This window comes from Streptomyces sp. NPDC029674, assembly GCF_044903205.1.
In the GTDB taxonomy this organism is placed as follows: Bacteria; Actinomycetota; Actinomycetes; order Streptomycetales; family Streptomycetaceae; genus Streptomyces.
In genome coordinates this window covers 641,506-665,469 of record NZ_JBJDPY010000003.1, presented here as the reverse complement: position 1 = coordinate 665,469, position 23,964 = coordinate 641,506, and the positions used below count along the sequence as shown (strand labels likewise).

Genomic DNA, 23,964 nt, shown 5'->3' with positions numbered 1-23,964 from the left:
TGGGGGCCATGCGCATTGTGGTTCTGGCCGGCGGCATCGGCGGCGCCCGATTCCTCCGCGGGCTCAAGAAGGCCGCGCCCGACGCGGACATCACGGTCATCGGCAACACCGGTGACGACATTCACCTGTTCGGGCTGAAGGTCTGTCCCGACCTCGACACCGTGATGTACACGCTGGGCGGTGGCATCAACGAAGAGCAGGGCTGGGGGCGTACGGACGAGACGTTCAAGGTCAAGAGCGAGCTCGCGGCCTACGGGGTGGGGCCCGAGTGGTTCGGCCTCGGCGACCGGGACTTCGCGACGCACATCGTGCGGACGCAGATGCTGGGCGCCGGATATCCGCTCAGCGCCGTCACCGAGGCCCTGTGCGAGCGGTGGCAGCCCGGCGTGCGGCTCATCCCCATGTCCGACGACCGCATCGAGACGCACGTCGCCGTCACGATCGACGGCGAGCAGAAGGCCGTGCACTTCCAGGAGTACTGGGTCCGGCTCCGCGCCTCCGTGGACGCGCACGCCGTGGTGCCCGTCGGCGCCGAGCAGGCCAAGCCCGCGCCCGGCGTCCTGGAGGCCATCGCCGAGGCCGACGTCGTGCTCTTCCCGCCGTCCAACCCCGTCGTCAGCGTCGGCACCATCCTCGCCGTGCCGGGCATCCGCGAGGCCATCGCCGACGCGGGCGTGCCGGTCGTCGGCCTCTCCCCCATCGTCGGCGACTCCCCCGTGCGGGGCATGGCCGACAAGGTGCTCGCCGCCGTCGGCGTGGAGACCAGCGCCGCCGCCGTCGCCGAGCACTACGGGAGCGGGCTGCTCGACGGATGGCTCGTCGACACCGTCGACGCGGGAGCGGTGGAGCGGGTGGAGAGCGCCGGGATCCGGTGCCGGGCCGTACCGCTGATGATGAGCGACGTCGACGCCGCCGCGCAGATGGCCCGCGAAGCCCTCGCCCTCGCTTCGGAGGTACGCGCGTGACGTCGCCGTCCTACCGGGTGTGGGCCGTCCCCGGACTGCCCGAGGTGCGGGAGGGCGACGACCTCGCCAAGCTCATCGCGGCCGCCGAGCCGGCGCTCGCCGACGGGGACGTCGTCCTGGTCACCTCGAAGATCGTCAGCAAGGCCGAGGGGCGGATCGTCCAGGCGGACGACCGCGAGGCGGCCATCGACGCGGAGACCGTGCGGGTCGTCGCGCGGCGCGGGCCGCTGCGCATCGTCGAGAACCGGCAGGGGCTCGTGATGGCCGCGGCCGGTGTCGACGCGTCCAACACCCCGGCCGGGACGGTGCTGCTGCTGCCGACCGACCCCGACGCCTCGGCCCGTGCCGTACGGGAAGGACTGCGCGGCGCACTGGGTGTGGACGTCGGCGTCATCGTCACCGACACCTTCGGGCGGCCCTGGCGGGCCGGGCTCACCGACGTCGCCATCGGGGCCGCCGGAGTGCGGGTCCTCGACGACCTGCGGGGCGGTGAGGACGCGTACGGCAATCCGCTCAGCGCGACCGTCGTCGCCACGGCGGACGAGCTCGCCGCGGCGGGGGACCTCGTCAAGGGGAAGGCGGCCGGGCTTCCTGTCGCGGTGGTGCGGGGGCTGCCGCATGTGGTGAACGGTGGCGTGGAGGGCTCCGCGGATGAAGGGGCCCGGGCACTGGTGCGGGCTGCGCGGGACGACATGTTCCGGCTCGGGACGTCCGAGGCGGTGCGGGAAGCGGTGACGCAGCGGCGGACCGTGCGGGAGTTCACCGACGACGAGGTCGACCCCGGTGCCGTGCGGCGGGCCGTCGCCGCGGCGGTCACCGCGCCCGCGCCGCACCACACGACGCCCTGGCGGTTCGTCCTCCTGGAGTCCGCCGCGGCGCGCGTCGAGCTGCTCGACGCGATGCGGGACGCGTGGATCGCCGATCTGCGGCGGGACGGGAAGTCGGAGGAGTCCATCGCGAAGCGGGTCCGGCGCGGGGATGTCCTGCGCCGGGCGCCCTATCTGGTGGTGCCCTGCCTGGTGATGGACGGCTCCCACACATACGGGGACGCGCGGCGGGATGCCGCCGAGCGCGAGATGTTCGTGGTCGCGGCGGGGGCCGGGGTGCAGAACTTCCTGGTCGCGCTGGCCGGGGAGCGGCTCGGCTCCGCGTGGGTCTCGTCGACGATGTTCTGCCGGGATGTCGTGCGGGAGGTTCTGGGGCTGCCTGAGTCGTGGGATCCGATGGGGGCGGTGGCTGTGGGGCGGGCTGCGGGGGAGCCGGGGGCTCGGGGGGAGCGGGTTGTGGATGACTTTGTGGTCGTCCGGTGAGGTGGTCGGGGGCGGGGTTTTGCGCAGTTCCCCGCGCCCCTGAGTTTGGTCCTTCCGCGCGTTGCTGAGTGCGGGTTGTGGGTTTTTTTGCGCAGTTCCCCGCGCCCCTGGGGTGGCTCCCCTGGCGTGTGATGTCGGGTGCGGGTCGTGGGTTTTTTGCGCAGTTCCCCGCGCCCCTGGGGTGTCTCCCGTCCCGGCGTGTCTTTGGGTGCGGGTCGTGGGGTTTTTTTGCGCAGTTCCCCGCGCCCCTGGGTGTCTCCCCTGCCGTGCGCCACAGCGTGACCCGCAGGGTGGTTACCAGGCGGCGATGTTGGTTTTGCGCATTTTGGGGGATCTGCGGGGTGGGGTTCGGCCGCTCAGGCAGATCAGGCGGGTGGCCCGGTGGCGTTGGCCCTCGTAGGGGGTGAGGAGCGTCAGCATTTCGGGGTCGGTCGCGTCGCGGTTGTCCGCCAGGGCGTAGCCGACGATGCCCGGGAGGTGGACGTCGCCGACCGTCACCGCGTCGGGGGCACCATTGCTGCGCTGCACCGTTTCCGCCGACGTCCACGGGCCGATGCCCGGGATCAGTTCCAGGCGGGCCTGGGCCTCCAGGGGAGCCATGGACGACGCCTCCTCCAGGCGGGACGCGCGGGCCACCGCGCGCAGGATCGTGGAGGCCCGCTTGTTGTCCACGCCCGCCTTGTGCCACTCCCAGGAGGGGATCAGGGCCCAGGTGCGCGGCTCCGGCATCACGTACATGCGGGCCTGCGCGGGGGTGGGCCCGGGCGCCGGCTCGCCGTACTTGCGGACCAGGAGGCGCCAGGCACGGTACGCCTCGTCCGTCGTGATCTTCTGTTCCAGGATCGACGGGATCAGGGACTCCATGACCAGACCCGTACGGGTCAGCCGCAGCCCGGGCCGCCGGTGGACCGTCACGGCCAACAGACGGTGGCGCGGGACGAACACACCGGGGTCGTCCGACTCCCCCAGCATCGCGGGCAGCTGGTCGAGCAGCCAGGTCGCGCCCGGCCCCCAGGCCTCCGCCTCCACGGTCCCGGCGCGCAGAGCGACCCTGAGCGTGCCGGCGCCCTGCGGCGTGCGGCTCGCGCGCCAGACCGAGCCGTCGGGTGTCGTACGGAACGTGGGGTCCGCCGGGCCGCGGCGCAGCGGGCCCAGCGTCAGGCCCAGGTCCAGGGCGTAGGGCGGCCGCCAGCTGCGGGTGTGCGCGGTGGAGCGGGAGGGCGGGTGGGGGACGGCTGTGGACACCGGCGTTTCGCCGCCGCGCACGGTGGTGCGGGTGGGGCGCGGGGCGAAACGGGATGACATTCGTATGAGGGTAGGCGAAGGAGGAGGGCGTCCGCCCCGGTCTCGTTCGGACTCGTTCGGACTCGTTCTACTGGTCCGAGGAGAAGCGGACCGCGCCCGCCGGGAGCGTGGCCTCGCACCAGACGCGTACGCCTTCGCGCAGTTCGTTGTCGGCGCCGACGGTCGCTCCGTCGCCGATCACCGTTCCCGAGAGGGTCGAGCGGGCGCCGATCCGCGCGCCCGCGCCGACCAGGGAGTCCGTGATGACCGCGCCGGGTTCGATGACCGCGCCGGAGAGGATCGTGCTGCCGGAGATCCGGGCGCCCTCGCCGACGCTCGCGTTCTCGCCGACCACCGTGCCGCCGGTGAGCTTCGCGTCGGGGGCGACGGAGGCGGTGGGCAGGACCAGGCGGTCGCCGCAGCGGCCGGGCACCGCCGGGGAGGGGGCGCGGCCGAGGACCAGGTCCGCGGAGCCGCGTACGAAGGCCTGGGGCGTGCCGAGGTCCAGCCAGTACGTCGAGTCGACCATGCCCTGGAGGTGGGCGCCGGAGGAGAGCAGGTCGGGGAAGGTCTCGCGTTCGACGGAGACGGGGCGGCCCGCGGGGATCGTGTCGATGACCGAGCGCCGGAAGACGTACGCGCCCGCGTTGATCTGGTCGGTGACGATCTCCTCGAGGGTCTGCGGCTTCTCCAGGAAGGCGGTGACCCTGCCGGACGGGTCGGTGGGGACCAGGCCGTAGGCGCGCGGGTCGTCGACCTTCGTGAGGTGCAGGGAGACGTCGGCGCCGGACTCCTCGTGGGTGGCGACGAGGGCGCGGATGTCGAGACCGGTGAGGATGTCGCCGTTGAAGATGAGGACCGGGTCGTCGGGGTCCGAGTGCAGCCGGGACGCCACGTTGCGGATGGCGCCGCCGGTGCCGAGGGGTTCGGTCTCCGTGACGTACTCGATGTGGAGGCCGAGGGCCGAGCCGTCCCCGAAGTACGGCTCGAAGACCTCGGCGAGGTACGAGGTGGCGAGGACGATGTGCGTCACGCCCGCGGCGCGGGCCCGGGCCAGCTGATGGGTGAGGAACGGGACGCCCGCTGCCGGGACCATCGGTTTGGGGGTGTGGACCGTGAGGGGCCGCAGCCTGGTTCCCTTGCCGCCGACCAGGAGGATCGCTTCTGTCACCTGTCGTCTCTGCTTCCTGCTGGGGCCGGCCGAACTTGGGTTTCGGCCGGCCAGTGTATGCAGATGGATGTGCAGGTCGTGCAGATCGTGCGGTGCGTCGGAGCTCAGCGGCCCTGGAGGCGGGCCGAGGTGGAGCGGGCCGTGCCGAGCTTCTGATATAGGCGCTTACCGGGGCATTCGGTACGGAAACCGTCCCGGTGCCCGGAGATCACCCGGAGCCGGACCTTCCTGCCTTTCTTGTACAGGTTTCCACCGCCCGACTTCAGGTATGTGGTCGCGCGCGGATTGGCTCCGTACAGGCCGAGCTTCCACGCCGTCAGCCGGGCGACGGCTTTCACGGCCGACTTCGGCGGGGTGGTGCCGCTGTACGAGCCGAGGACGGCGACGCCCATGGTGTTGCTGTTGAACCCGAGAGTGTGGGCCCCCAGGACCGGCTTGGCCACACCCCCGGCACGCCCTTCATAGATGTTTCCGCACTTGTCGACCACGAAGTTGTAGCCGAGGTCGCGCCAGCCGGTGCTCTTGACGTGGTAGCGGTAGATGCTGCGCAGCACGGACCCTGCCTGTGAGCAGCGGTAGTTGTTGCCGGACGCGGTGTGGTGCACGAAGGCGGCCTTCACGGTCTTCGTGTACGCGAAGTTCTTCTCGCGGATCTTCTCGTTGGCCCGCCAGCCCTTGCGCGTGATGATGCGCGGGCGCGGGCCCACGTACGGGCGCGCCTGGCCGGCGACCTCGGGGCCGCCGCGGGCCGCGATCAGGTCGTCCTCCGTCTGCCGCTTGGTCAGTTCGGGGATCTCCGTGGCGCCGAGGGGTGCGAGGTCCGCGTTCACGGCCGAGGCCGCGGCGGTCTCGGCGGACAGCGGGTTGATCCGCGGGGCGTCGAAGACCTGGGTGGAGCCTTGGGGCTGGGTCTGCTTGGGCGGGGTCTGCTGGGGCGGGACCTGCTGAGGCTGAGCCTCTTGGGGCTTGGTCTGCTGAGGCTGGGCCTGCTGAGGCTGGGCCTGCTGGGGCTGGGTCCCTTGGGGCTGGGGCTGCTGAGGCTGAGTTCCCTGGGGCTGAGCCTCTTGGGGCTTGGTCTGCTGGGGCTGGGCCTCCTTGGGCTGCGTCTGCTGGGGCTGCGTCTGCTGAGGCTGCGTCTGCTGGGGCTGCGTCTGCTGAGGCTGGGCCTCCTGGGGCGGGGGCTCGTCGCCGGGGTCGACCAGTTCGAGGCGCAGCCCGTCGGGGAACAGGCCGCCTTCGGAGGGAGCGGTGCCGGCGGCGGGGAGTTCCGTGCCGGCGCCGGGGAGTTCGGTGGTGGCGTCGGCGGCGGGGAGTTCGGTGGTCGTGCGGTTCGCGGGGGCGGGCCGCTCCGCACGTACGCGGATCTCGACGCCGTCCGAGGCGCCGACCCACAGCGGCGCGGTCGAGCCGCGGACCGCGCCGGAGCCGCGTTCGGGGGTGCCGGGGTCGGCCGCGTGTTCGTGGTTGTGCGTCTCGACGCTCTGCCAGCCGGACCAGGTGCCGGTGCCGGCCGCGCGGGCGCGGACCTGCACGGTGCCGTGCAGGTCCACGTCCGGGTCGTTCCAGACGACGCCCAGCAGGGAGAAGGGGCGGACGTCGCGCCGGGCCAGGCCCTGCTCGTGCGCCCCGGACGGGCCGAGGGAGCGGTCGGAGCCGAGCGGGGCGAGCGGGAATGACTGGGTGCTGCCGGGGATCGCCTCCGCGGCGGGCCCGGCGGCCGACGGTGCGCCGGGCGCCGCGGCCCGGGCGCCGGACGCCGGCAGGGTGAGGGGCAGGGCCAGGGCGGCCGCGCACGTGACGCCGATCGAGGAAGCAAGAAGTCCACGCATACGTCTGATCGTTGACATAGCGGGACATATCTGTCCATCGGGAAACTGACGGGCCGTCGGCCGCGAGTGGGTGTTCCGGCGTCCGTACTCCCCCGCCACGCCGGGGCGCGCGTGGACGCCCGCGTACCCTTGCGCCCGTGAACGCCAACGACCGCACCCCTGCCGACCTGCTGCGATCCGCGCTCGCCTCGGACCCCGGCCGGCCCCTTGTCACCTTCTACGACGACGCCACCGGTGAACGCGTGGAATTGTCCGTGGCCACCTTCGCCAATTGGGTGGCCAAGACCGCGAATCTGCTCCAGGGCGACCTCGCCGCCGAGCCCGGTGACCGGGCCGTCCTGCTGCTGCCCGCGCACTGGCAGACGGCCGTGTGGCTGCTCGCCTGTTCGTCGGTGGGTGTCGTCGCGGACGTGGGCGGCGACCCGGCGTCGGGCGACCTCGTCGTCAGCGGTCCCGACTCGCTCGACGCGGCGCGGGCGTGCTCCGGGGAGCGGGTGGCGCTCGCGCTGCGGCCGCTCGGGGGGCGCTTTCCGCAATCGCCGGCCGGCTTCGCCGATTACGCGGTCGAGGTGCCCGGGCAGGGGGACCAGTTCGCTCCCTACGCTCCGGTGGACCCGGACGCGCCGGCGCTCGCCGTCGACGGGGCCGAGCTGACGGGCTCGGAGGTCGTGGAGCGGGCGCGGGCCGACGCGGGGCGGCTGGGCGTCGGGCCTGGGTCGCGGGTCCTGTCCGGTCTTCCGTACGGGAGCTGGGAGGGGCTGAGTGCGGGGTTGTACGGGGCGTTGGCGGTGGGGGGATCTGTGGTGCTGTGCCGTCATCTGGACCGGCTCGGGGAGGAAGGGCTGGGGAAGCGGGTGGGGGATGAGCGGGTGAGTGTCACCGTGCGGTGACTGGCCGGGGGCCTTGGGGGGTTATTGGGTGCGGGTCGGTTGTGGCTGGTCGCGCCCCGCGGCGCAGCCGCATATGCCACAGCCCCGCGCCCCTGGAATCGTCCCCGGCGCGTCGCTTGCTGCCGGGGCCGGTTCTTTTTTCGGGTGCGGGCCCGTCGTGGCTGGTCGCGCAGTTCCCCGCGCCCCTGAACTCGCCTCCGGCTCGTCGTTTACTGCCGGTCGCGCCCCGCGGCACAGCCGCACATGTCACAGCCCCGCGCCCCTGGAATCGTCCCCGGCGCGTCGCTTGCTGCCGGGGCCGGTTCTTTTTTCGGGTGCGGGTCCGTCGTGGCTGGTCGCGCAGTTCCCCGCGCCCCTGAGTTCGCTCCGGTGCGTCGTTTGCTGCCGGCCGGCCCACCTGCTGGGCGCGCCCCGCGGCGCAGCCGCACATGTCACAGCCTCGCGCCCCTGGGCTCGATCCCGTGCGTCGTTGGGCGCGGGCCGTTTCCTGTGCGGGTGCGCCTCACGGGCGGACAGGCCGGGAGCGAACGACGTACGGGACCAAGTTCAGGGGCGCGGGGAACTGCGCGATCAGCCACGACGGACCCGCACCCTGACCCGCAACCGGACCCCACCTCACCCCCCCCCGCCCCCCATTCGGCCCACACAAGCCCCGGGCCCAGAGGCCCGGCGGCGTCGGGCGGGCCATGGTCGTAGGGACGGCCTATGCACCGACGCAGTCATGAGGGGTGGACGCACACGTGAGCGACAGCGCAGGCGTGCCTTCTGGGGATGGGGGGCCGGGGCCGTACGGGCCCGGGGCGGGGGCCAGTCCCAGTGGGGTGGGGGTCGTCCGGCGGAGGCGGCGGCACCGTTGGGTGCGGTGGACCGCGCTCGGCGTCGCCGTCCTCGTGCTCGGCGCGGGGGGCGCGGGCTGGGTGGCGTACGAGAAGCTCAACGGGAACATCACCAAGGACACCGACGCGGCCGCCGAGCTGGCGCGCTACGACAAGGAGCGGCCGACCCCGCTCGTACAGGGCGCGCAGAACATCCTGCTCCTCGGCTCCGACACCCGCGCGGGACCGGTCAACAGCAAGTACGGCAGGGACCCGGGCACCGAGCGCTCGGACACCACGATCCTGCTGCACCTGGCGGCCGACCGGCGCAGCGCGACCGCCGTGTCGATTCCGCGCGACCTGATGGTGGAAATTCCTGGTTGCCGCCGGCCGGACGGCTCCCGGTCGCAGCCCCAATTCGCCCAGTTCAATCTGGCGTTCGCGGTCGGCGGCACGGCCTGCGCGATCCGTACCGTCGAGAAGCTCACCACGATCCGCGTCGACCACCACATGGTCGTGGATTTCGCGGGCTTCAAGGGCATGGTCGACGCCGTCGACGGCGTACAGGTCTGTCTCAGGGCGCCGATCGACGACAGCGACGCGCACGTGAAGCTCGCGCCGGGGCTGCGGACCCTCAACGGCGAACAGGCGCTGGGTTTCGTACGCGCCCGGAAGAGCCTCGGCAATGGCAGCGACACGGAGCGGATGGACCGCCAGCAGGAGTTCCTCGCCGCGCTCGTCAACAAGGTGCAGAGCAATGACGTCCTGCTGAATCCGACGAAGCTCTATCCCGTTCTCGACGCGGCGACTTCTTCGCTGACGACCGACCCCGCTCTCGCCAGTCTGCGGGGTCTGTACGACCTGGTGCGCGGCATGCGCAATATCCCCACGGAACGGGTGCAGTTCCTCACCGTCCCCCGGCAGTCGTACACCTACGACGCCAACCGTGACGAACTCGTCGAGCCCGCGGCGGAACAGCTCTTCACGCGGCTGCGTTCGGACGCTCCGGTCGAGGTGGCACCGCATCAGGCCGCCGAATCCGGCGCGGGCGACCGGCAGGAGGGCCAGGCGCAGGAGGGCCAGGCGCAGGAGGAGCCCTCCGGCGAGTCGTATGGAGAACAGTCGTACGGAGAAGAGGCGCAGGGAGAAGAGGCGTACGGAGAAGAGGCGTACGGCGACGAGTACGGCGGCTCCGGGGACTCCTCGAGTGATGAGAAGCCCGACGACCCGACTCATACGCCGACCCCTACACCGACATTCCGGGGCAACACGGCCGCACGCTCCACCTGTGAGTAAAACGATCCCCAAGGGAAGTGCGCCCCGCACAAAGAAATAGGGCGGATTGCCCAGTTGTAGGGGAGTGGAATTTGTCACCGGCGTCGCTCGGCGCTGAACTGGGCGGATAGTGTGAGCGATCCGGTGCGCCGGGCCCTTTCGGCCGCGCACCGCTGGAACGACTGACCGAGCGCCTTCTTGAGGGGGGAAAGGCGCCGCGTGGCCCCGACGGAGGACGCAAACAACCGTGGACGCGCAAGGCCGTGGGCGGGCGGAGAACATCGACCCCGCAGACCAGTGGGTGCTCAACCCGGACACCGGCGATTACGAACTGCGACTGAGCCCTTCCGCTGGGCAGTCGGCGGTGCCGAAACCCCGTGGTTCGTCATCCCGTCCGGGCGGCCGCGGCCGTTCGGCGCCGGGGCGTGAGCGCTCCCGCGAGGGTGAGCGCGACGAGCGCCGCGAGGTGCCGGGGCAGCGCAGGCGACGCGTCAAGGAGCCGGAGCCCGGCGGGGGCGGCCGGCGCAAGCAGAATCCGCGCAAGTCCAAGGGCAGGAACAAGTCCAAGGGCAAGAAGGTGCTGGTCTGGACGGGCGGCACGCTGGCCTTCCTGCTGGTCGCGGGCTGCACCGGCGGCTACCTCTACTACCAGCACCTCAACGACAACATCACGTCGATAGACGATGACGGCGCGGGCACCGGCGGCTTCAGCAAGGACCGGGCCATCAACATCCTGGTGATGGGCACCGACAAGCGCAGCGGCAGCGGCAACAAGGGGTACGGCGACGAGGGCAGTGCCGGGCACGCCGACACGACGATCCTGCTGCACGTCTCCAAGGACCGGACGAACGCGACCGCGCTGAGCATCCCGCGCGACATGATCGTCGACATTCCGGACTGCCCGACGAAGCAGGAAGACGGCAGCACGAAGAACATCGCCGGCACGCAGAACGCCCGCTTCAACGAGAGCCTCGGCCAGAACGACCGCACGCCCAGCTGCACGATGCGTACGGTCAAGGCGGTCACCGGCATCACGCCCGACCACTTCATGGTGGCCGACTTCAACGCGGTGAAGACGCTCTCCAGCGCGGTCGGCGGCGTGGACGTCTGTCTGGCCAAGGACATCGACGACCCCAAGTCGCATCTGAAGCTGCCCAAGGGCGAGCACACGATCGAGGGCGAGGACGCGCTGGCGTTCGTCCGCACCCGTCACTCCGTGGGCACCGGCGGCGACTTGAGCCGGATCGAACTGCAGCAGCAGTTCCTCAGCTCCCTGATGCGCAAGCTGAAGTCCAGCGACACCCTCACCAGCCCGCAGAAGATGGTCAAACTCGCGGAGGCGGGCACCGAGGCCCTCACCGTCGACTCCCAGATCGCCGACATAATGAAGCTCAAGAACCTCGGCATGGAGCTCGGCAAGCTCGACATGAAGAACCTGAGCTTCACCACGGTGCCGGTCATCGACAACCCGGCCGAGAAGGTCCACACCACGGTCGTGCCCGACCCGACCAAGGCCGAGCAGCTCTTCGCCATGATGCGCGCCGACGAATCGCTGACCGCGGTGAAGAAGAAGGAGAAGAAGGAGAAGGCCGCGGTGGCCGCCCGGCTCAAGGGCCCCAAGGCCGACGCCTCCGACGTGCGGGTCGACATCTACAACGGCAGCGGCAAGACCGGCGCCGCTCAGACAACTCTCACGTGGCTGCAGAACACTGAGGGCGTGCTCAAGTCCAGCCAACTGGGTAACGCGCCCTCGGTCATCAAGAAGACGACGCTCGAGTACGCGCCGGACCAGGCCGACCAGGCCCGTCGGCTCGCCGACATCATGGGTCTGGCCGGTGCCGCCCTGAAGCCGGGCAAGAGCGAGAAGAACGCACAGGGTCTCCCGACCATGAAGCTGACGCTCGGTGGCGACTTCAAGGGCGCGGGGGTGCCCATTGATGCACCTGCGAAGGCACCGAAGGACCTGAAGAAGGTCGAAGCGGACAAGACTGTGTGTGCCAAGTGACCTGAAGCGGTCGTTCTGCGTCTAACAATGCGCCAAGGCGCCGTAGAGCGGCCGCAGTTCAGGAACGGGGCGGGGAGGGGCTGGGGATGAGGCAGAACAGCGTGCGTAAGGAGGGGGCGCGGCGGCGCGCCCCGCACGCAAGTGATCGCGGCCGAGAGGACGGTGCGCACGACGGCGCGGCGCGCTCCCGGAAGCCCTCGGAGAAGGGCGGCGAGCCGCCGGAGGGCAACGGCCGGCACCGGCGCGGCACCAGCGGCGGCGAGCGGCCGCCGCGCCGCAAGCGCGGCGTCCTGCGCTGGTCGGCGACGGTCCTTTCGGTACTGATACTCGGGACGGCCGGCGCCGGATACCTGTACTACCAGTACCTCAACGGCAACATCGAGACGGACGACCTGAACCTCGGCGAGCACCGGGCCCCCGAGCCCACGCCCAACGCCGCGGGCCAGACCCCGCTGAACATCCTGCTCATCGGGTCGGACGCACGGGACTCCAAGGCGAACCAGAAGCTCGGCGGCGCCAAGGACACCTTCGGCTCGCAGCCGCTCGCCGACGTGCAGATGCTGCTGCACCTCTCGGCCGACCGCACCAACATGTCGGTCGTCAGCATGCCGCGCGACACCCTGCTCCAGATCCCCAAGTGCACCGACCCGGACGACGGCAAGGTCTATCCGGAGACCGGGCCGCGGTACATGACGAACGAGTCCCTGGGCCGCGGCGGCCCCGGCTGCACGGTCGCCACCTGGGAGAAGCTCACCAACATCCACATCAACCACTTCATGATGGTCGACTTCGCGGGTGTGGTCTCCATGGCGGACGCCATCGGCGGCGTGCCGGTCTGCGTGGACAAGAACATCCACTCGCGCACCAGCAGCGGCAAGGGCTCCGGCCTGAAGCTGAAGAAGGGCACCACGGAGATCAAGGGCGAGCAGGCCCTGCAGTGGCTGCGCACCCGCTACGGCTTCGAGGGCGGCACCGACATCAGCCGCGCCAAGGCCCAGCACATGTACATGAACGCACTGGTCCGCAAGCTCCGCGAGAACACCGGTCTGACCAGCCCGAACAAGCTCCGCAAGCTCGCCGACAAGGCGACGAGGGCGCTGAAGGTCGACGACGGCCTGGGCGACATCAAGGAGCTGTACGACCTCGGCAACGAGCTCAAGAAGGTCTCGCCGAACCGGACGACGATGACGACCATGCCGTTCGAATACGTCGGCGCGCGCGTCATCCCCAAGCCCGGCGACGCCGAGCAGCTGTTCCGCCTCGTACGCGACGACATCCCGCTGGACGGCAAGGGCAAGAAGAAGCCGGCCAAGGAGAAGGCGTCGGACGACCCGGCGGCCGCGGACGACAAGATCGCGGTGCAGGTCCAGAACGGCACGCGCACCGACGTGGAGGCCCCGGTCAGCGGCCGTGCGGGCGTGGTGGCGCAGCTCCTGGCGGGCAAGGGGTTCACGAAGGCCGCACCGGACACGTCGACGGCGCCGGTTGAGGAGAAGACGGTCGTCCGCTATCCCAGCAAGGAGCTGGAGGGCGATGCCCAGCGGGTCGCCAAGTCGCTGGGGCTGCCGCTGAGCGCGGCGAAGAAGTCGACGGACGTCTCCGGGGTGACGCTGATCGTCGGCGCCGACTGGCGCGAGGGCGACGCGCCGCCCAAGGCGAAGAAGAAGGACGACACGACACCGGACTCGGCGGACGCGCTCAGCGGGTCCGACAAGAAGGCGTGCATGAAGGTGGATCCGGCCTACACCTGGTAGCACGTGACCTTCACCTGGTAGCACGTGAAGAGGGCCCCGGCGCGCTGCCGGGGCCCTCTTCGCGTGCGGTGTCTCAGGCCTCCTGGGCCGCCTGAGTCTCCCCGAGCACGGCCGGTCGGCGCGAGGCGATGACCTTCTTGGCGAGCGAGCGCGGGCTGGTGAGGAAGCCCCAGCCCCACGACATGTGCATGGTCGCGAGCGCCACCGGGATCCGCAGGCGCGCCTTCAGCGGCAGGCCCTTGCCCGCGGGGAGGGACCCGGCGACTATCGCCGCGAGGTAGCCGCCGGGGACGACGAAGCCCCACGGCGTGAGCGCGGCGCCCACGACGACGCCCGCGGCGATCGCGCAGACCGCGGTCGGCGGTGCGAGGTAGCGGAGGTTGATGGAACCCTCGTGGTAGCGGGCGACGACGTGGCGCCAGCGGCCGTAGTCCTTGTACTGCTTGGCGAGCGCCTTCACGCTCGGCCGGGGGCGGTACGAGACCTTCAGCTCGGGCGAGAACCAGATCAGGCCGCCGGCCTCGCGGATGCGGAAGTTCAGCTCCCAGTCCTGGGCGCGGATGAACTCCTCGTTGTAACCGCCCTGCTGCTCCAGGGCCTCGCGCCGGAAGACGCCCAGGTAGACGGTCTCGGCCTGCTGGGCCTCGCCGCCGGTGTGGAAGGCCGCGTTGCCCACGCCGATCTTCGACGTCATGGCGGCGGCGACCGCGTGCTCCCAGTCGTTCTGGCCCTCGGCGTGCATGATGCCGCCGACGTTCATCGCGCCGGTCTCCTCCAGGAGGCGCACGGCGGTCGTGATGTAGCCCGGCGAGAGCGCGGCGTGGCCGTCGACGCGCACCACGACGGGGTGGCGGGAGGCCTTGATCGCGGCGTTCAGCGCCGCCGGTGTGCGCCCCGTGGGGTTCGGGACCGTGTGCACCCTGGGGTCTTCTCGGACCAGCTCCGCGGCGATCTCGTCCGTGCGGTCGGTGGAGGGGCCGAGCGCGACCACGACCTCCATCTCACCCGCGTACTCCTGCTGCAGGATCGCGTGCACGGCCTCGCGCAGATGCCGCTCCTCGTTGAGGACCGGCATGATCACGGATACGGCTGGAGGCTGCGCCTCGGACTTCGCGTTCATCACGCGTCACGTTACCGCGAATGGGGGACACGGGTGCGCGCCGTCCGGGTCGCTACCCCGGGCCGCATTTCGTATGGGCTTACGTTTCTCGGGTCACCGGCTCGTCCACGCCCGCGCCACGGCCCGTCTCGCGGAGGTGCTTCCCAACGTGCCCACACCGCCCCGCTCCCCCACGCCACGACCGCGCCGCCCCGGCCCACCGGACAGAAGGCCCGTCCGGAAGCGCGCGGGGCGCGGGAAGCGGCCGCGCTGGGCGATGCGGGTGGTGACCGGCGTGTCCGTGGGGGTGCTGGCCGCGGCCGGGATCGGGCACTCGGTGGTCACCAGCCTCGACACGGGCATCAGGCGGGTCGACGCCTTCCGGGACATGAAGAACAGGCCCGCGCAGGGCAACGGCATGAACGTACTGCTCGTCGGCACCGACGGCCGCGACAAGATCACGCCCGAGGAGAAGGAGAAGTACCGCCTCGGCGGCTCCCCCTGCCACTGCACCGACACGATCATGATCGTGCACATCTCGGAGAACCGGGACCGCGCCAGCGTCGTGAGCCTGCCCCGGGACAGCTACGCCGATCTGCCCGCGCACACCGACCTGACCACCCGCAAGGAGCACCGCGAGCACCCCAACAAGCTCAACGCGGCGTACGCGGAGGGCGGCCCGAACCTCACGGTGCGCACCGTCGAGCGCATGACGAAGGTCAAGATCGACCACTATCTGGAGGTCGACTTCCTCAGCTTCATGAAGACCGTCGACGTCCTGGGTGGCGTGGAGATCTGCACGTCGAAGCCGCTGAAGGACTCGCACACCGGCCTCAGCCTGGCGGAGGGCACGCACCTCATGAACGGCGGCGAGGCCCTCCAGTACGTCCGTTCCCGGTACGTCGACGGGGCGTCCGACCTGGGCCGCATGCAGCGCCAGCAGCGTTTCCTCGCGGCGCTGATCGCGAAGGCGACGAGCGGCGGCGTCCTGCTGAACCCGGTCAAGTTCCGCGACGTGACGCGGACGCTGCTCGGCTCGGTGCGGGCGGACGGCGGCTTCGGCACCAACGAGATGCTGGAGCTGGGGCGGGCGATGCGGGGCTTCTCGCCGTCGTCGTCGGAGTTCACGACCGTGCCGCTGAGTCCCACGGGACAGGTCGTGCCGGGCATCGGCTCGACGCTGAAGTGGGACCCGGTGAAGTCCGGGAAGCTGTTCGACGCGCTGCGCGAGGACCGGCCGCTGGCGCCGCACCGCGTCAGGGCCAAGGGCGTCCTGGTCGACGTCTCCCCGCAGCAGATCCGGGTGCAGGTGGAGAACGGCACCGGGGCGCCGGGCCTTGGCAAGCAGGTCGACACGGGGCTGCGGGCGACCGGCTTCCGGACCACGGGGACGCCGGTGGACCTGCCGGGCGCCGCGGCGAAGCCCGCCGAGCGGACCGTCGTCGCGTTCGACCCGCGCTGGGACCGGTCGGCGAAGACGCTGGCCACGGCCCTGCCGGGGTGTGAGATGCGGCAGGTGCCGGGGCAGGGCGCGACGCTGAAGGTGATCGCGGGCAAGGACTTCAGGGCGGTGCGGCCGGTGCGGGCCGAGGACTCCTACCAGGGCGAGTTCGGGGTGGTCACCGGGGATGAGGTGATCTGCTCCTGAGCCGGCCGTGATGCCTGTGGTGCCTCTGGTGCCTCAGTCGTCGAAGCCCTCGGCGGCCCGTGCCTCCCGCAGCTCCTTGATCGCCCGGCGGCGGGCAAGGCGGTGGGTGCGGCGGATCTGGGCCTCCTGGTAGCGGCGGCGGTCGCGGTCCGTCTCGGGGACGACCGGCGGCACCGTGCGGGGCTTGCCGTCCGCGTCGACCGCCGCGAAGACCAGGTAGGCCGAGCCGACCTGCTGGGCGGGCGTCGACTCGTTCCAGCGCTCGGCGAGGACCCGGACGCCGACCTCCATGGAGCTCCGGCCGGTCCAGTTGACCTGGGCCTTCACATGGACGAGGTCGCCCACGCGGACCGGCTCCAGGAAGACCATCTCGTCCATCGACGCGGTGACCGCGGGCCCGCCCGAGTGGCGTCCCGCGACGGCTCCCGCCGCGTCGTCCACCAGTTTCATGATCACGCCACCGTGCACCGTGCCGAGGAGGTTGGTGTCGTTGTGGGTCATGATGTGGCTGAGCGTGGTGCGGGAGGCCGAGGTCGGCTTGCCCGGAATCGACCCGGGGGTCCGGTCGTTTTCCCCCGAAATAGACGCTGCCGAACGGGGAGCCTGGTCTGTCATGCCCTCCACCCTATGTCGGACGTATGTCCGACCCCTCCCCGGCCGCTTTGCATCAGCTCTGCAACAGCCCTGAACCGAATTCCCGACCGCCCTGTAAGGCGCGGGCCCTCAGGCGGCAGACTGGGCCACATGAGCGATTGGCCTGACGATCAGGGTGGCGGCCGGGGATACGGCCGCGGCAGCGGGAACCCCCAGCCCGAGGGAGCCCGCGCGATGCGGCACGTCCAGCGCGGCCGGCCCTCGCGTCCGGCCGGACCGCCGCCCGGCGGGGTCCCGCAGCAGCCCGCGTACGACGACGGGTACGACGAGCCGCGGTACGGCGACGGGCAGCCGTACGGCGACGCGCGCGACGAGGTCTTCGAGCCGCGCACCCCGCGCCGGGACCCGTACGGCCAGGGCCCCGACAACTCGTACGACAGCGGCTATAACACCGGCCAGGTCTACGGCCGGCCCGACGGCGGCAACGGCGGCCAGGGCGGCGCCCCGCCGCGTGCCGCGCGCCCCGCGCCGAACTGGCGCAAGCGCCTCAAGTGGGGCTCGATCACGCTGGTCAGCGTGCTGGTCGTGACCTCCGTCGCCACGTACTTCTGGGCCGACTCCAAGCTCAAGCGCGAGGTCGACCTCTCCAAGGTCATCGAGCGGCCCGAGGGCGGCGCGGGCACGAACTACCTCATCGTGGGCTCCGACAGCCGCGAGGGCATGTCCGACGAGGAGAAGAAGGAGCTCCACACGGGCTCCGCCGAGGGCAAGCGCACCGACTCGATGATGATCCTGCACGTCGCGGACGACGGCGGGAACACGATGATCTCGCTGCCCCGCGACTCGAACGTCACGATCCCCTCCTTCAAGGGCGCCGAGTCCGGCAAGCTCTACCCGAACCAGGGCCGCCAGACGAAGCTCAACGCCGCGTACTCGGAGGACGGCCCGGAACTCCTCGTACGGACCGTGGAGTACAACACCGGCCTGCGGATCGACCACTACGCCGAGATCGGCTTCGGCGGCTTCGCCAAGATCGTGGACGCGGTCGGCGGCGTCGAGATGGACATCCCCAAGGCCTTCAAGGACAAGTACTCGGGCGCCGACTTCGAGGCCGGCAAGCAGACGCTCAACGGGCAGGAGGCCCTGGCCTTCGTCCGCACCCGGCACGCGTTCAGCAGCGACCTTGACCGCACGAAGAACCAGCAGAAGTTCCTCGCGTCCCTCGCCAACCAGGCCGCGACCCCCGGCACTGTCATGAACCCGTTCAAGCTCTACCCGACGATGGGCGCGGGCCTGGACACCCTGGTCGTCGACAAGGACATGGGCCTGTTCGACGTGGCTTCCATGTTCTGGGCGATGAAGGGCGTCACCGGCGGCGAAGGCAAGTCGATGAACATCCCGGTCGCCGGCATGGCGGGCGGCAACGTCCTCTGGGACAAGGCCAAGGTCAAGCAGCTCGTCGAGCAGTTGAACAACGACGAGAAGGTCACGGTCACGGGCGGCTGAGACACGCTCCGGGACCGGCGGGTACCCCGAACGCTCCGTCCGCCGCGAAGCCGCGGCCGCTCCGTGCCACGGTTTATTCGACCTGCCACCCGCCGACGTCCGGAGCACCCGCCATGGCAGACCTGCAGGAGGAACTGAACGCCACCGCCGAGGCAGGGGCGCTCGACCCGCCCCTCGCCCCGCCCGAGCCCGGTCCCGATCTCGACCCCGGTCCCGATCTCGGCCCCGACCTCGATGTCGTCCTCGAACCGCAGCCGGGCCGGTGCGCCGATCCGGCCGAGCGGGCCCGCGCGCTTCTTGCCGCGCATCCGGTCGCCGACGGTTACAGCGGTCTGCCGTGGGCGCTGCGCCAGCTGGCCTGGTACGACTTCGAGACGGGCGACAGCGTGCTGGAGAGCGACGTACCGCGGCTGCGCGGGGGCCGCGTCGGCGCGCAGTTCTGGTCCGTGCACGTGCCCGAGGGGCAGGCCGCCGGCGACGCCGACCGGCCCGTCGGCGCCACCCTCGACCAGATCGACCTGGTGAAGCAGGTCGTCGCCGCCCACCCCGAGGCCCTGCGGCTCGCCCGCAACGCCTCGGAGGCCGCCGACGCGCACCACTGCGGCCGCATCGCCACCCTGATCGGCCCGGCCCGCGGGAGCGCCATCGGCGACTCCCTCGGCACGCTGCGCATGCTGCACAGCCTCGGCCTGTGCGTGGTGACCCTCTCCGGTACGTCGTGGGCGGGCCCGGGCGGGCTGACGCCGTTCGGCGAGGAGGTCGTCCGGGAGATGAACCGGCTCGGTGTCCTCGCGGACCTGTCCGGCGCGGCCGAGGTGACGGCCAGGCGCGTCATCGCCGTCTCCAAGGCCCCGGTCGTCTTCATGCGCTCGGGGGCCCGCGCCCTCAACGACCACCCGGCGAACCTCAGCGACGACATGCTCGCCGCGGTGGGCGCCGCCAAGGGCCTCTGCCTCGTGCCGCTCACCGCCGAGCGGACCGGCTCCTCGGTGCGCGAGGTGGCGGACCACCTCGACCACGTGCGCCGGATCGCCGGTCCGGAGTGCGTCGGCATCTCCGGGACGTACGACACCTACGAGGCGCACCCGCAGGGTCTCCCCGACCCGTCGGGCTATCCGCGGCTCGTCGCGGAGCTCATCGGACGCGGCTGGCCCGAGGCCGACTTGGCGCTGCTCACCTGGGGCAACGTCCAACGGGCGCTGCGGGGCGCGGACTTCACGGCGCGCGCCACCCGGCAGCTGCGGCCCGCGTCGACGGCGACGCGGGACCGCCTCGACGGCTGAACCTTCCGCCGGTCCGCGTCAGGGGATCTTGCAGAGGCAGAACGGGTGGCCCACCGGGTCGGCGTACACGCGGAAGTCGCGCTTGCCCCCGTCGTCGTCCAGGTCGAGGGGGCGCGCGCCGAGGGCGAGCACCTTCTCCTGGGCGGCGTCGATCTCCTCGTCGGTGCGGCCGGCGTCCAGGTCCAGGTGGACCTGCTGCGCGTTCACGTCGGCGCGCGGCCACTCCGGCGGGTGCAGGTCAGGCACCCTCTGGAACGACACCTTGACGCGGCCCGGCGTCACGAGGTCGACCCAGTCCCCGTCGTCCTCGATGGTGCCGCCGATGATCGCGGCGTAGAACTCGGCGAGGGCTCGTGGGTCGGGGCAGTCGAAGACGACGTTGCGCAGTTTGGCGATGGGTTCCGTCATGTCCATCTCGTCTCTCCTCGCGTCTTGCGTGGTCTCCGGACGCACGGTGGCTCCAGGGCGGAACGAGTGCCCACTTACCCCATATTCACCCCTATGCGGCCGGACGTCCCATCGCGCGGTACGTCCAGCCGGCGGCCCGCCACGCCACGGGGTCCAGCGCGTTGCGGCCGTCCAGGATGACGGGGGCCGTCGCCACGGAGGCGAGCTCGGCCGGGTCCAGTTCGCGGAACTCGCGCCACTCCGTGAGGTGCAGGACGACGTCGGCGCCCCGGACGGCGTCCAGCGCCGTGTCCGCGTAGCCGAGGGTGGGGAAGAGCCTGCGGGCGTTCGCCATGCCCTTGGGGTCGTAGACGGTGACCTGACCGCCCTGGAGATGGATCTGTCCCGCCACGTTCAGCGCCGGGGAGTCGCGGACGTCGTCCGAGTCCGGCTTGAAGGTGGCGCCGAGGACCGCGACCCGCTTGCCGAGGAAGGAGCCGCCGCCCAGCGCCTCGCGCGCCATCTCGACCATCTGGCCGCGCCGCCGCATGTTGATGGAGTCGATCTCGCGCAGGAAGGTCAGGGCCTGGTCGGCGCCGAGCTCGCCCGCGCGGGCCATGAAGGCCCGGATGTCCTTCGGCAGACAGCCGCCGCCGAAGCCGATGCCGGCCCGCAGGAACTTCTTGCCGATCCGGTCGTCGTGGCCGAGCGCCTCCGCCAGCTTCACGACGTCGCCGCCCGCCGCCTCGCACACCTCGGCCATGGCGTTGATGAAGGAGATCTTCGTGGCGAGGAAGGAGTTGGCGGAGGTCTTCACGAGTTCGGCGGTCGGGAAGTCCGTGACGACGAAGGGCGAGCCCTCCGCGATGGGCGTCGCGTACACCTCGCGCAGCAGCTTCTCCGCGCGCTCGCTGCGCACGCCGACCACGATCCGGTCGGGGTGCAGCGTGTCCTGCACGGCGAAGCCCTCCCGCAGGAACTCGGGGTTCCAGGCCAGCTCGACCTCGTCGCCGGCCGGGGCGAGCTCGGCGAGGCGCGCCGCGAGCCGGTCCGCGCTGCCGACCGGGACGGTGGACTTGCCGACGACGAGCGCCGCCCTGGTGAGGTGCTTGGCGAGCGACTCGAAGGCGGTGTCGACGTAGGACATGTCGCAGGCGTACTCGCCGTGCTTCTGCGGGGTGTTCACGCAGATGAAGTGGACGTCGCCGAAGTCCGCGGCCTCCGCCGGGTCCATCGTGAAGCGCAGCCGGCCGCTGGCGCCCTCGATGCCCGCGACGTGCTTGCGCAGGAGCTCCTCCAGGCCGGGCTCGTACATGGGGACCTCGCCCCGCTGGAGCATCTCGACCTTCTCGGGCACGACGTCGAGACCCAGCACCTCATAGCCCAGCTCGGCCATGGCCGCGGCGTGCGTGGCGCCGAGATAGCCGGTGCCGATCACGGTGATCTTGAGGGCCATGCGGTGCTCCAGGGTCTGAGGCTTCAGTGCGCTGACCGAGCATAGTTCGCGCGTGTCCCACGCTCTCACCGGGCACGATTCCCGCTGTCTTCGCGTTGTCGCCAAGCTCACGTATCCCTCTCACCGTGAGCGCCACTAAAATTTGGGTTACTTAACGGTAATTAGCATCCTTGGAGCGTGAGAGACCTTGGCCGGATCGGCTGATTTCGACCTGTACCGCCCGTCCGAGGAGCACGGCATGCTCCGGGACGCGATCCGCTCGCTGGCCGAGGCGAAGATCGCCCCGTTCGCCGCCGCGGTCGACGAGGAGGCCCGCTTCCCGCAGGAGGCCCACGACGCGCTCGTCGCCAACGACCTGCACGCCGTGCACGTCCCGGAGAGCTACGGCGGCGCGGGCGCCGACGCGCTTGCGACCGTCATCGTGATCGAAGAAGTGGCGCGCGTCTGCGCCAGCTCGTCGCTGATCCCCGCGGTCAACAAGCTCGGCTCGCTGCCCGTCATCCTCTCCGGCTCCGAGGAGCTGAAGAAGAAGTACATGTCGCCGCTGGCGAACGGCGAGGGCATGTTCTCGTACTGCCTCTCCGAGCCGGACGCCGGTTCCGACGCGGCGGGCATGAAGACCAAGGCCGTGCGCGACGGCGACTACTGGGTGCTCAACGGCGTCAAGCGCTGGATCACCAACGCGGGCGTGTCCGAGTACTACACGGTGATGGCCGTGACCGACCCGGAGAAGCGCTCCAAGGGCATCAGCGCCTTCGTCGTCGAGAAGGGCGACGAGGGCGTCTCCTTCGGCGCGCCGGAGAAGAAGCTCGGCATCAAGGGCTCCCCCACCCGCGAGGTCTACCTCGACAACGTCCGCATCCCCGCCGACCGCATGATCGGCGAGGAGGGCACGGGCTTCGCGACCGCCATGAAGACCCTGGACCACACCCGCATCACCATCGCGGCGCAGGCCCTCGGCATCGCGCAGGGCGCCCTCGACTACGCCAAGGGGTACGTCAAGGAGCGCAAGCAGTTCGGCAAGCCGATCGCCGACTTCCAGGGCATCCAGTTCATGCTCGCCGACATGGCGATGAAGGTGGAGGCCGCGCGTCAGCTGACGTACGCCGCCGCCGCCAAGTCGGAGCGCGGCGACAGCGACCTCACCTTCCAGGGCGCGGCCGCGAAGTGCTTCGCGTCGGACGTGGCGATGGAGGTCACCACGGATGCGGTGCAGCTCCTCGGCGGGTACGGGTACACCCGGGACTACCCCGTCGAGCGGATGATGCGGGATGCGAAGATCACGCAGATTTATGAGGGCACGAATCAGGTTCAGCGCATCGTGATGGCGCGGAACCTGCCGTAGCGCCTTAGGGGCGCGGGGAACTGCGCGAGCAACCACGGAAAACCCGCACCCGCGGGGAAACCGCCCGGGGCAGACGCGTCCGCGGGTGGTTCGTGGCTGAGCGCGCAGTTCCCCGCGCCCCTTACGGGGCGCCCCTGAGCGGGCGCCCCTGCCTCAGCCGTCCAGTTGGGCCAGCGTCGCGATCGACGGGCCCCTGCGGGACTGGAGATCCCGCGCCACGTCCTCCGCCGCGCCGAGGACTCTGACCGTGTTCTGCCACGTGAGCTTCGCCAGGTCGGGCTTCGACCAGCCGCGGGTCAGGAGTTCGGCGAGCAGGTTCGGGTAGCCCGCCACGTCGTCCAGGCCGTGCGGGGTGAACGCCGTGCCGTCGTAGTCGCCGCCGATGCCGATGTGGTCGATGCCCGCCACCTCGCGCATGTGGTCGAGGTGGTCGGCGACCGTCGCGGCGGTGGCGACGGGGCGGGGGTTGCGCTCCTCGAAGGCCGCGTGGACCTTCATCGCCTCCGGGGACGTGTCCAGGTGGTGGAAGCCGTTCGCCCGCATGTTGTCGTCGGCGGCCGCCGTCCAGTCGACCGCCGCCTGGAGGACGAACTTCGGGACGAAGGTCGCCATCGCCACGCCGCCGTTGCCCGGCAGCCGCTCCAGGACGTCGTCCGGGATGTTGCGCGGGTGGTCGCACACCGCCCGCGACGACGAGTGGGAGAAGATCACCGGCGCCACGGAGGTGTCCAGGGCCGCCCGCATCGTCGTCGCCGCCACGTGGGACAGGTCGACCAGCATGCCCATGCGGTTCATCTCGCGCACGACCTCGTGGCCGAAGGGCGAGAGGCCGCCGACGCGCGGCTCGTCCGTCGCCGAGTCCGCCCACGCGATGTTGTCGTTGTGCGTGAGCGTCATGTAGCGGACGCCGAGCGTGTGCAACGCCCGCAGCGTGGCCAGGGAGTTGTTGATGGAGTGGCCGCCCTCGGCACCCATCAGGGAGGCGATGCGGCCCTCGCCGCGGGCCTTCTCCATGTCCGCGGCCGTCAGGGCACGGGCCAGGTCCGCGGGGTAGCGCGTCAGCAACTGCTCGACACAGTCGACCTGTTCGAGCGTGGCGCTGACCGCGGCGTCGCCGGTCAGGTCCGTACGGACGTAGACCGACCAGAACTGCGCGCCGACGCCGCCCGCGCGCAGCCGGGCGATGTCCGTGTGCAGGCTGCCCGTCTGGTCGGCGGCGATGTCGAGCCGGCCTATGTCGTAACCGGCCTTCTCGCGCAGCGCCCACGGCAGGTCGTTGTGACCGTCGGCGACGGGGAACTCGGCGAGCAGGGCCCGTGCTTCTTCCAGCTTCTCCGGATGCGTCATA

18 protein-coding genes are annotated in these 23,964 nt (G+C 71.2%); 10 read left to right on the top strand and 8 right to left on the bottom strand.

What is annotated here, in order from left to right; translation table 11 throughout:
* The first annotated feature begins 8 nt into the window (after window positions 1-8).
* Window positions 9-965 (top strand): 2-phospho-L-lactate transferase, encoded by a 957-nt coding sequence (gene cofD, locus ACI2L3_RS10380; protein WP_404751886.1) that lies wholly within the window; start codon window positions 9-11, stop codon window positions 963-965.
* Window positions 962-2,275, top strand: a complete 1,314-nt coding sequence (locus tag ACI2L3_RS10375; protein WP_404751885.1) for a coenzyme F420-0:L-glutamate ligase — start codon at window positions 962-964, stop codon at window positions 2,273-2,275. Before cofD ends, ACI2L3_RS10375 begins: the two co-directional genes overlap by 4 nt.
* 294 nt (window positions 2,276-2,569) lie before the next feature.
* Here ACI2L3_RS10375 and ACI2L3_RS10370 read toward each other — a convergent pair whose 3' ends face one another.
* The 3 genes from ACI2L3_RS10370 to ACI2L3_RS10360 form a co-directional block, all read right to left on the bottom strand.
* Window positions 2,570-3,580 (bottom strand): DNA-3-methyladenine glycosylase family protein, encoded by a 1,011-nt coding sequence (locus ACI2L3_RS10370; RefSeq protein ID WP_404751884.1) that lies wholly within the window; start codon window positions 3,578-3,580, stop codon window positions 2,570-2,572.
* 67 nt (window positions 3,581-3,647) lie between these two features.
* Window positions 3,648-4,730 carry a sugar phosphate nucleotidyltransferase gene (locus ACI2L3_RS10365; protein WP_404751883.1) on the bottom strand — a complete coding sequence of 361 codons (1,083 nt, stop codon included), beginning with the start codon at window positions 4,728-4,730 and terminating at the stop codon, window positions 3,648-3,650.
* A gap of 104 nt (window positions 4,731-4,834) precedes the next feature.
* Window positions 4,835-6,559, bottom strand: a complete 1,725-nt coding sequence (locus ACI2L3_RS10360) for a peptidoglycan recognition protein (RefSeq protein WP_404751882.1) — start codon at window positions 6,557-6,559, stop codon at window positions 4,835-4,837.
* A 137-nt stretch (window positions 6,560-6,696) separates the two neighbouring features.
* Here ACI2L3_RS10360 and ACI2L3_RS10355 point away from each other — a divergent pair, with 137 nt between their 5' ends.
* From ACI2L3_RS10355 to ACI2L3_RS10340, 4 genes are all read left to right on the top strand, one after another.
* Entirely contained in the window at window positions 6,697-7,449 is a 753-nt protein-coding gene (locus ACI2L3_RS10355) for a TIGR03089 family protein (RefSeq protein WP_404751881.1), read from the top strand.
* 740 nt (window positions 7,450-8,189) lie between these two features.
* Complete coding sequence (locus ACI2L3_RS10350) at window positions 8,190-9,560, top strand: LCP family protein (RefSeq protein ID WP_404751880.1); 1,371 nt, start codon at window positions 8,190-8,192, stop codon at window positions 9,558-9,560.
* Window positions 9,561-9,786: 226 nt separating this feature from the next.
* A complete protein-coding gene (locus ACI2L3_RS10345; RefSeq protein WP_404751879.1) occupies window positions 9,787-11,544 on the top strand; it encodes an LCP family protein in 1,758 nt (585 codons plus the stop codon).
* An 86-nt stretch (window positions 11,545-11,630) separates the two neighbouring features.
* Window positions 11,631-13,298, top strand: coding sequence for an LCP family protein (locus tag ACI2L3_RS10340; protein ID WP_404751878.1), 1,668 nt, complete (start codon window positions 11,631-11,633; stop codon window positions 13,296-13,298).
* 73 nt (window positions 13,299-13,371) lie between these two features.
* Here the strand turns inward: ACI2L3_RS10340 and ACI2L3_RS10335 are convergent, their stop codons facing one another.
* Window positions 13,372-14,418 carry a glycosyltransferase family 2 protein gene (locus ACI2L3_RS10335; RefSeq protein WP_404751877.1) on the bottom strand — a complete coding sequence of 349 codons (1,047 nt, stop codon included), beginning with the start codon at window positions 14,416-14,418 and terminating at the stop codon, window positions 13,372-13,374.
* A 256-nt stretch (window positions 14,419-14,674) separates the two neighbouring features.
* Here ACI2L3_RS10335 and ACI2L3_RS10330 point away from each other — a divergent pair, with 256 nt between their 5' ends.
* Window positions 14,675-16,045: an LCP family protein gene (locus ACI2L3_RS10330; RefSeq protein WP_404751943.1), complete on the top strand. Its 1,371-nt coding sequence runs from the start codon at window positions 14,675-14,677 to the stop codon at window positions 16,043-16,045.
* Window positions 16,046-16,078: 33 nt separating this feature from the next.
* Here ACI2L3_RS10330 and ACI2L3_RS10325 read toward each other — a convergent pair whose 3' ends face one another.
* Window positions 16,079-16,660 (bottom strand): acyl-CoA thioesterase, encoded by a 582-nt coding sequence (locus ACI2L3_RS10325; protein WP_404751876.1) that lies wholly within the window; start codon window positions 16,658-16,660, stop codon window positions 16,079-16,081.
* 129 nt (window positions 16,661-16,789) lie between these two features.
* Between ACI2L3_RS10325 and ACI2L3_RS10320 the strand changes: the two genes are divergently transcribed.
* Window positions 16,790-18,145, top strand: coding sequence for an LCP family protein (locus ACI2L3_RS10320; protein WP_404751875.1), 1,356 nt, complete (start codon window positions 16,790-16,792; stop codon window positions 18,143-18,145).
* Between the two features lie 113 nt (window positions 18,146-18,258).
* Window positions 18,259-19,428, top strand: a complete 1,170-nt coding sequence (locus ACI2L3_RS10315; RefSeq protein ID WP_404751874.1) for a dipeptidase — start codon at window positions 18,259-18,261, stop codon at window positions 19,426-19,428.
* Window positions 19,429-19,446: 18 nt separating this feature from the next.
* On the opposite strand, the gene ACI2L3_RS10310 is transcribed toward ACI2L3_RS10315, so the two are convergent.
* Both ACI2L3_RS10310 and ACI2L3_RS10305 read right to left on the bottom strand, forming a co-directional pair.
* Window positions 19,447-19,836 (bottom strand): VOC family protein, encoded by a 390-nt coding sequence (locus ACI2L3_RS10310; protein ID WP_404751942.1) that lies wholly within the window; start codon window positions 19,834-19,836, stop codon window positions 19,447-19,449.
* Window positions 19,837-19,927: 91 nt separating this feature from the next.
* Entirely contained in the window at window positions 19,928-21,271 is a 1,344-nt protein-coding gene (locus tag ACI2L3_RS10305; RefSeq protein ID WP_404751873.1) for a UDP-glucose dehydrogenase family protein, read from the bottom strand.
* Between the two features lie 187 nt (window positions 21,272-21,458).
* On the opposite strand from ACI2L3_RS10305, the gene ACI2L3_RS10300 reads away from it, so the two are divergent.
* Window positions 21,459-22,616, top strand: a complete 1,158-nt coding sequence (locus ACI2L3_RS10300) for an acyl-CoA dehydrogenase (protein ID WP_404751872.1) — start codon at window positions 21,459-21,461, stop codon at window positions 22,614-22,616.
* 153 nt (window positions 22,617-22,769) lie between these two features.
* Here the strand turns inward: ACI2L3_RS10300 and ACI2L3_RS10295 are convergent, their stop codons facing one another.
* On the bottom strand, window positions 22,770-23,963 hold the full coding sequence (locus tag ACI2L3_RS10295; protein WP_404751871.1) for a dipeptidase: 1,194 nt from the start codon (window positions 23,961-23,963) through the stop codon (window positions 22,770-22,772).
* Window position 23,964: the final 1 nt, after the last annotated feature.

What these genes read in the sequence shown, in the direction of transcription:
- cofD (WP_404751886.1), top strand. Translation starts at nt 9, where the DNA reads ATGCGCATTGTGGTTCTGGCCGGCGGCATCGGCGGCGCCCGATTCCTC.
- ACI2L3_RS10370 (WP_404751884.1), bottom strand. Translation starts at nt 3,580, where the DNA reads ATGTCATCCCGTTTCGCCCCGCGCCCCACCCGCACCACCGTGCGCGGC.
- ACI2L3_RS10360 (WP_404751882.1), bottom strand. Translation starts at nt 6,559, where the DNA reads ATGCGTGGACTTCTTGCTTCCTCGATCGGCGTCACGTGCGCGGCCGCC.
- ACI2L3_RS10340 (WP_404751878.1), top strand. Translation starts at nt 11,631, where the DNA reads ATGAGGCAGAACAGCGTGCGTAAGGAGGGGGCGCGGCGGCGCGCCCCG.
- ACI2L3_RS10335 (WP_404751877.1), bottom strand. Translation starts at nt 14,418, where the DNA reads ATGAACGCGAAGTCCGAGGCGCAGCCTCCAGCCGTATCCGTGATCATG.
- ACI2L3_RS10330 (WP_404751943.1), top strand. Translation starts at nt 14,675, where the DNA reads ATGCGGGTGGTGACCGGCGTGTCCGTGGGGGTGCTGGCCGCGGCCGGG.
- ACI2L3_RS10325 (WP_404751876.1), bottom strand. Translation starts at nt 16,660, where the DNA reads ATGACAGACCAGGCTCCCCGTTCGGCAGCGTCTATTTCGGGGGAAAAC.
- ACI2L3_RS10320 (WP_404751875.1), top strand. Translation starts at nt 16,790, where the DNA reads ATGAGCGATTGGCCTGACGATCAGGGTGGCGGCCGGGGATACGGCCGC.
- ACI2L3_RS10315 (WP_404751874.1), top strand. Translation starts at nt 18,259, where the DNA reads ATGGCAGACCTGCAGGAGGAACTGAACGCCACCGCCGAGGCAGGGGCG.
- ACI2L3_RS10310 (WP_404751942.1), bottom strand. Translation starts at nt 19,836, where the DNA reads ATGACGGAACCCATCGCCAAACTGCGCAACGTCGTCTTCGACTGCCCC.
- ACI2L3_RS10305 (WP_404751873.1), bottom strand. Translation starts at nt 21,271, where the DNA reads ATGGCCCTCAAGATCACCGTGATCGGCACCGGCTATCTCGGCGCCACG.
- ACI2L3_RS10295 (WP_404751871.1), bottom strand. Translation starts at nt 23,963, where the DNA reads ATGACGCATCCGGAGAAGCTGGAAGAAGCACGGGCCCTGCTCGCCGAG.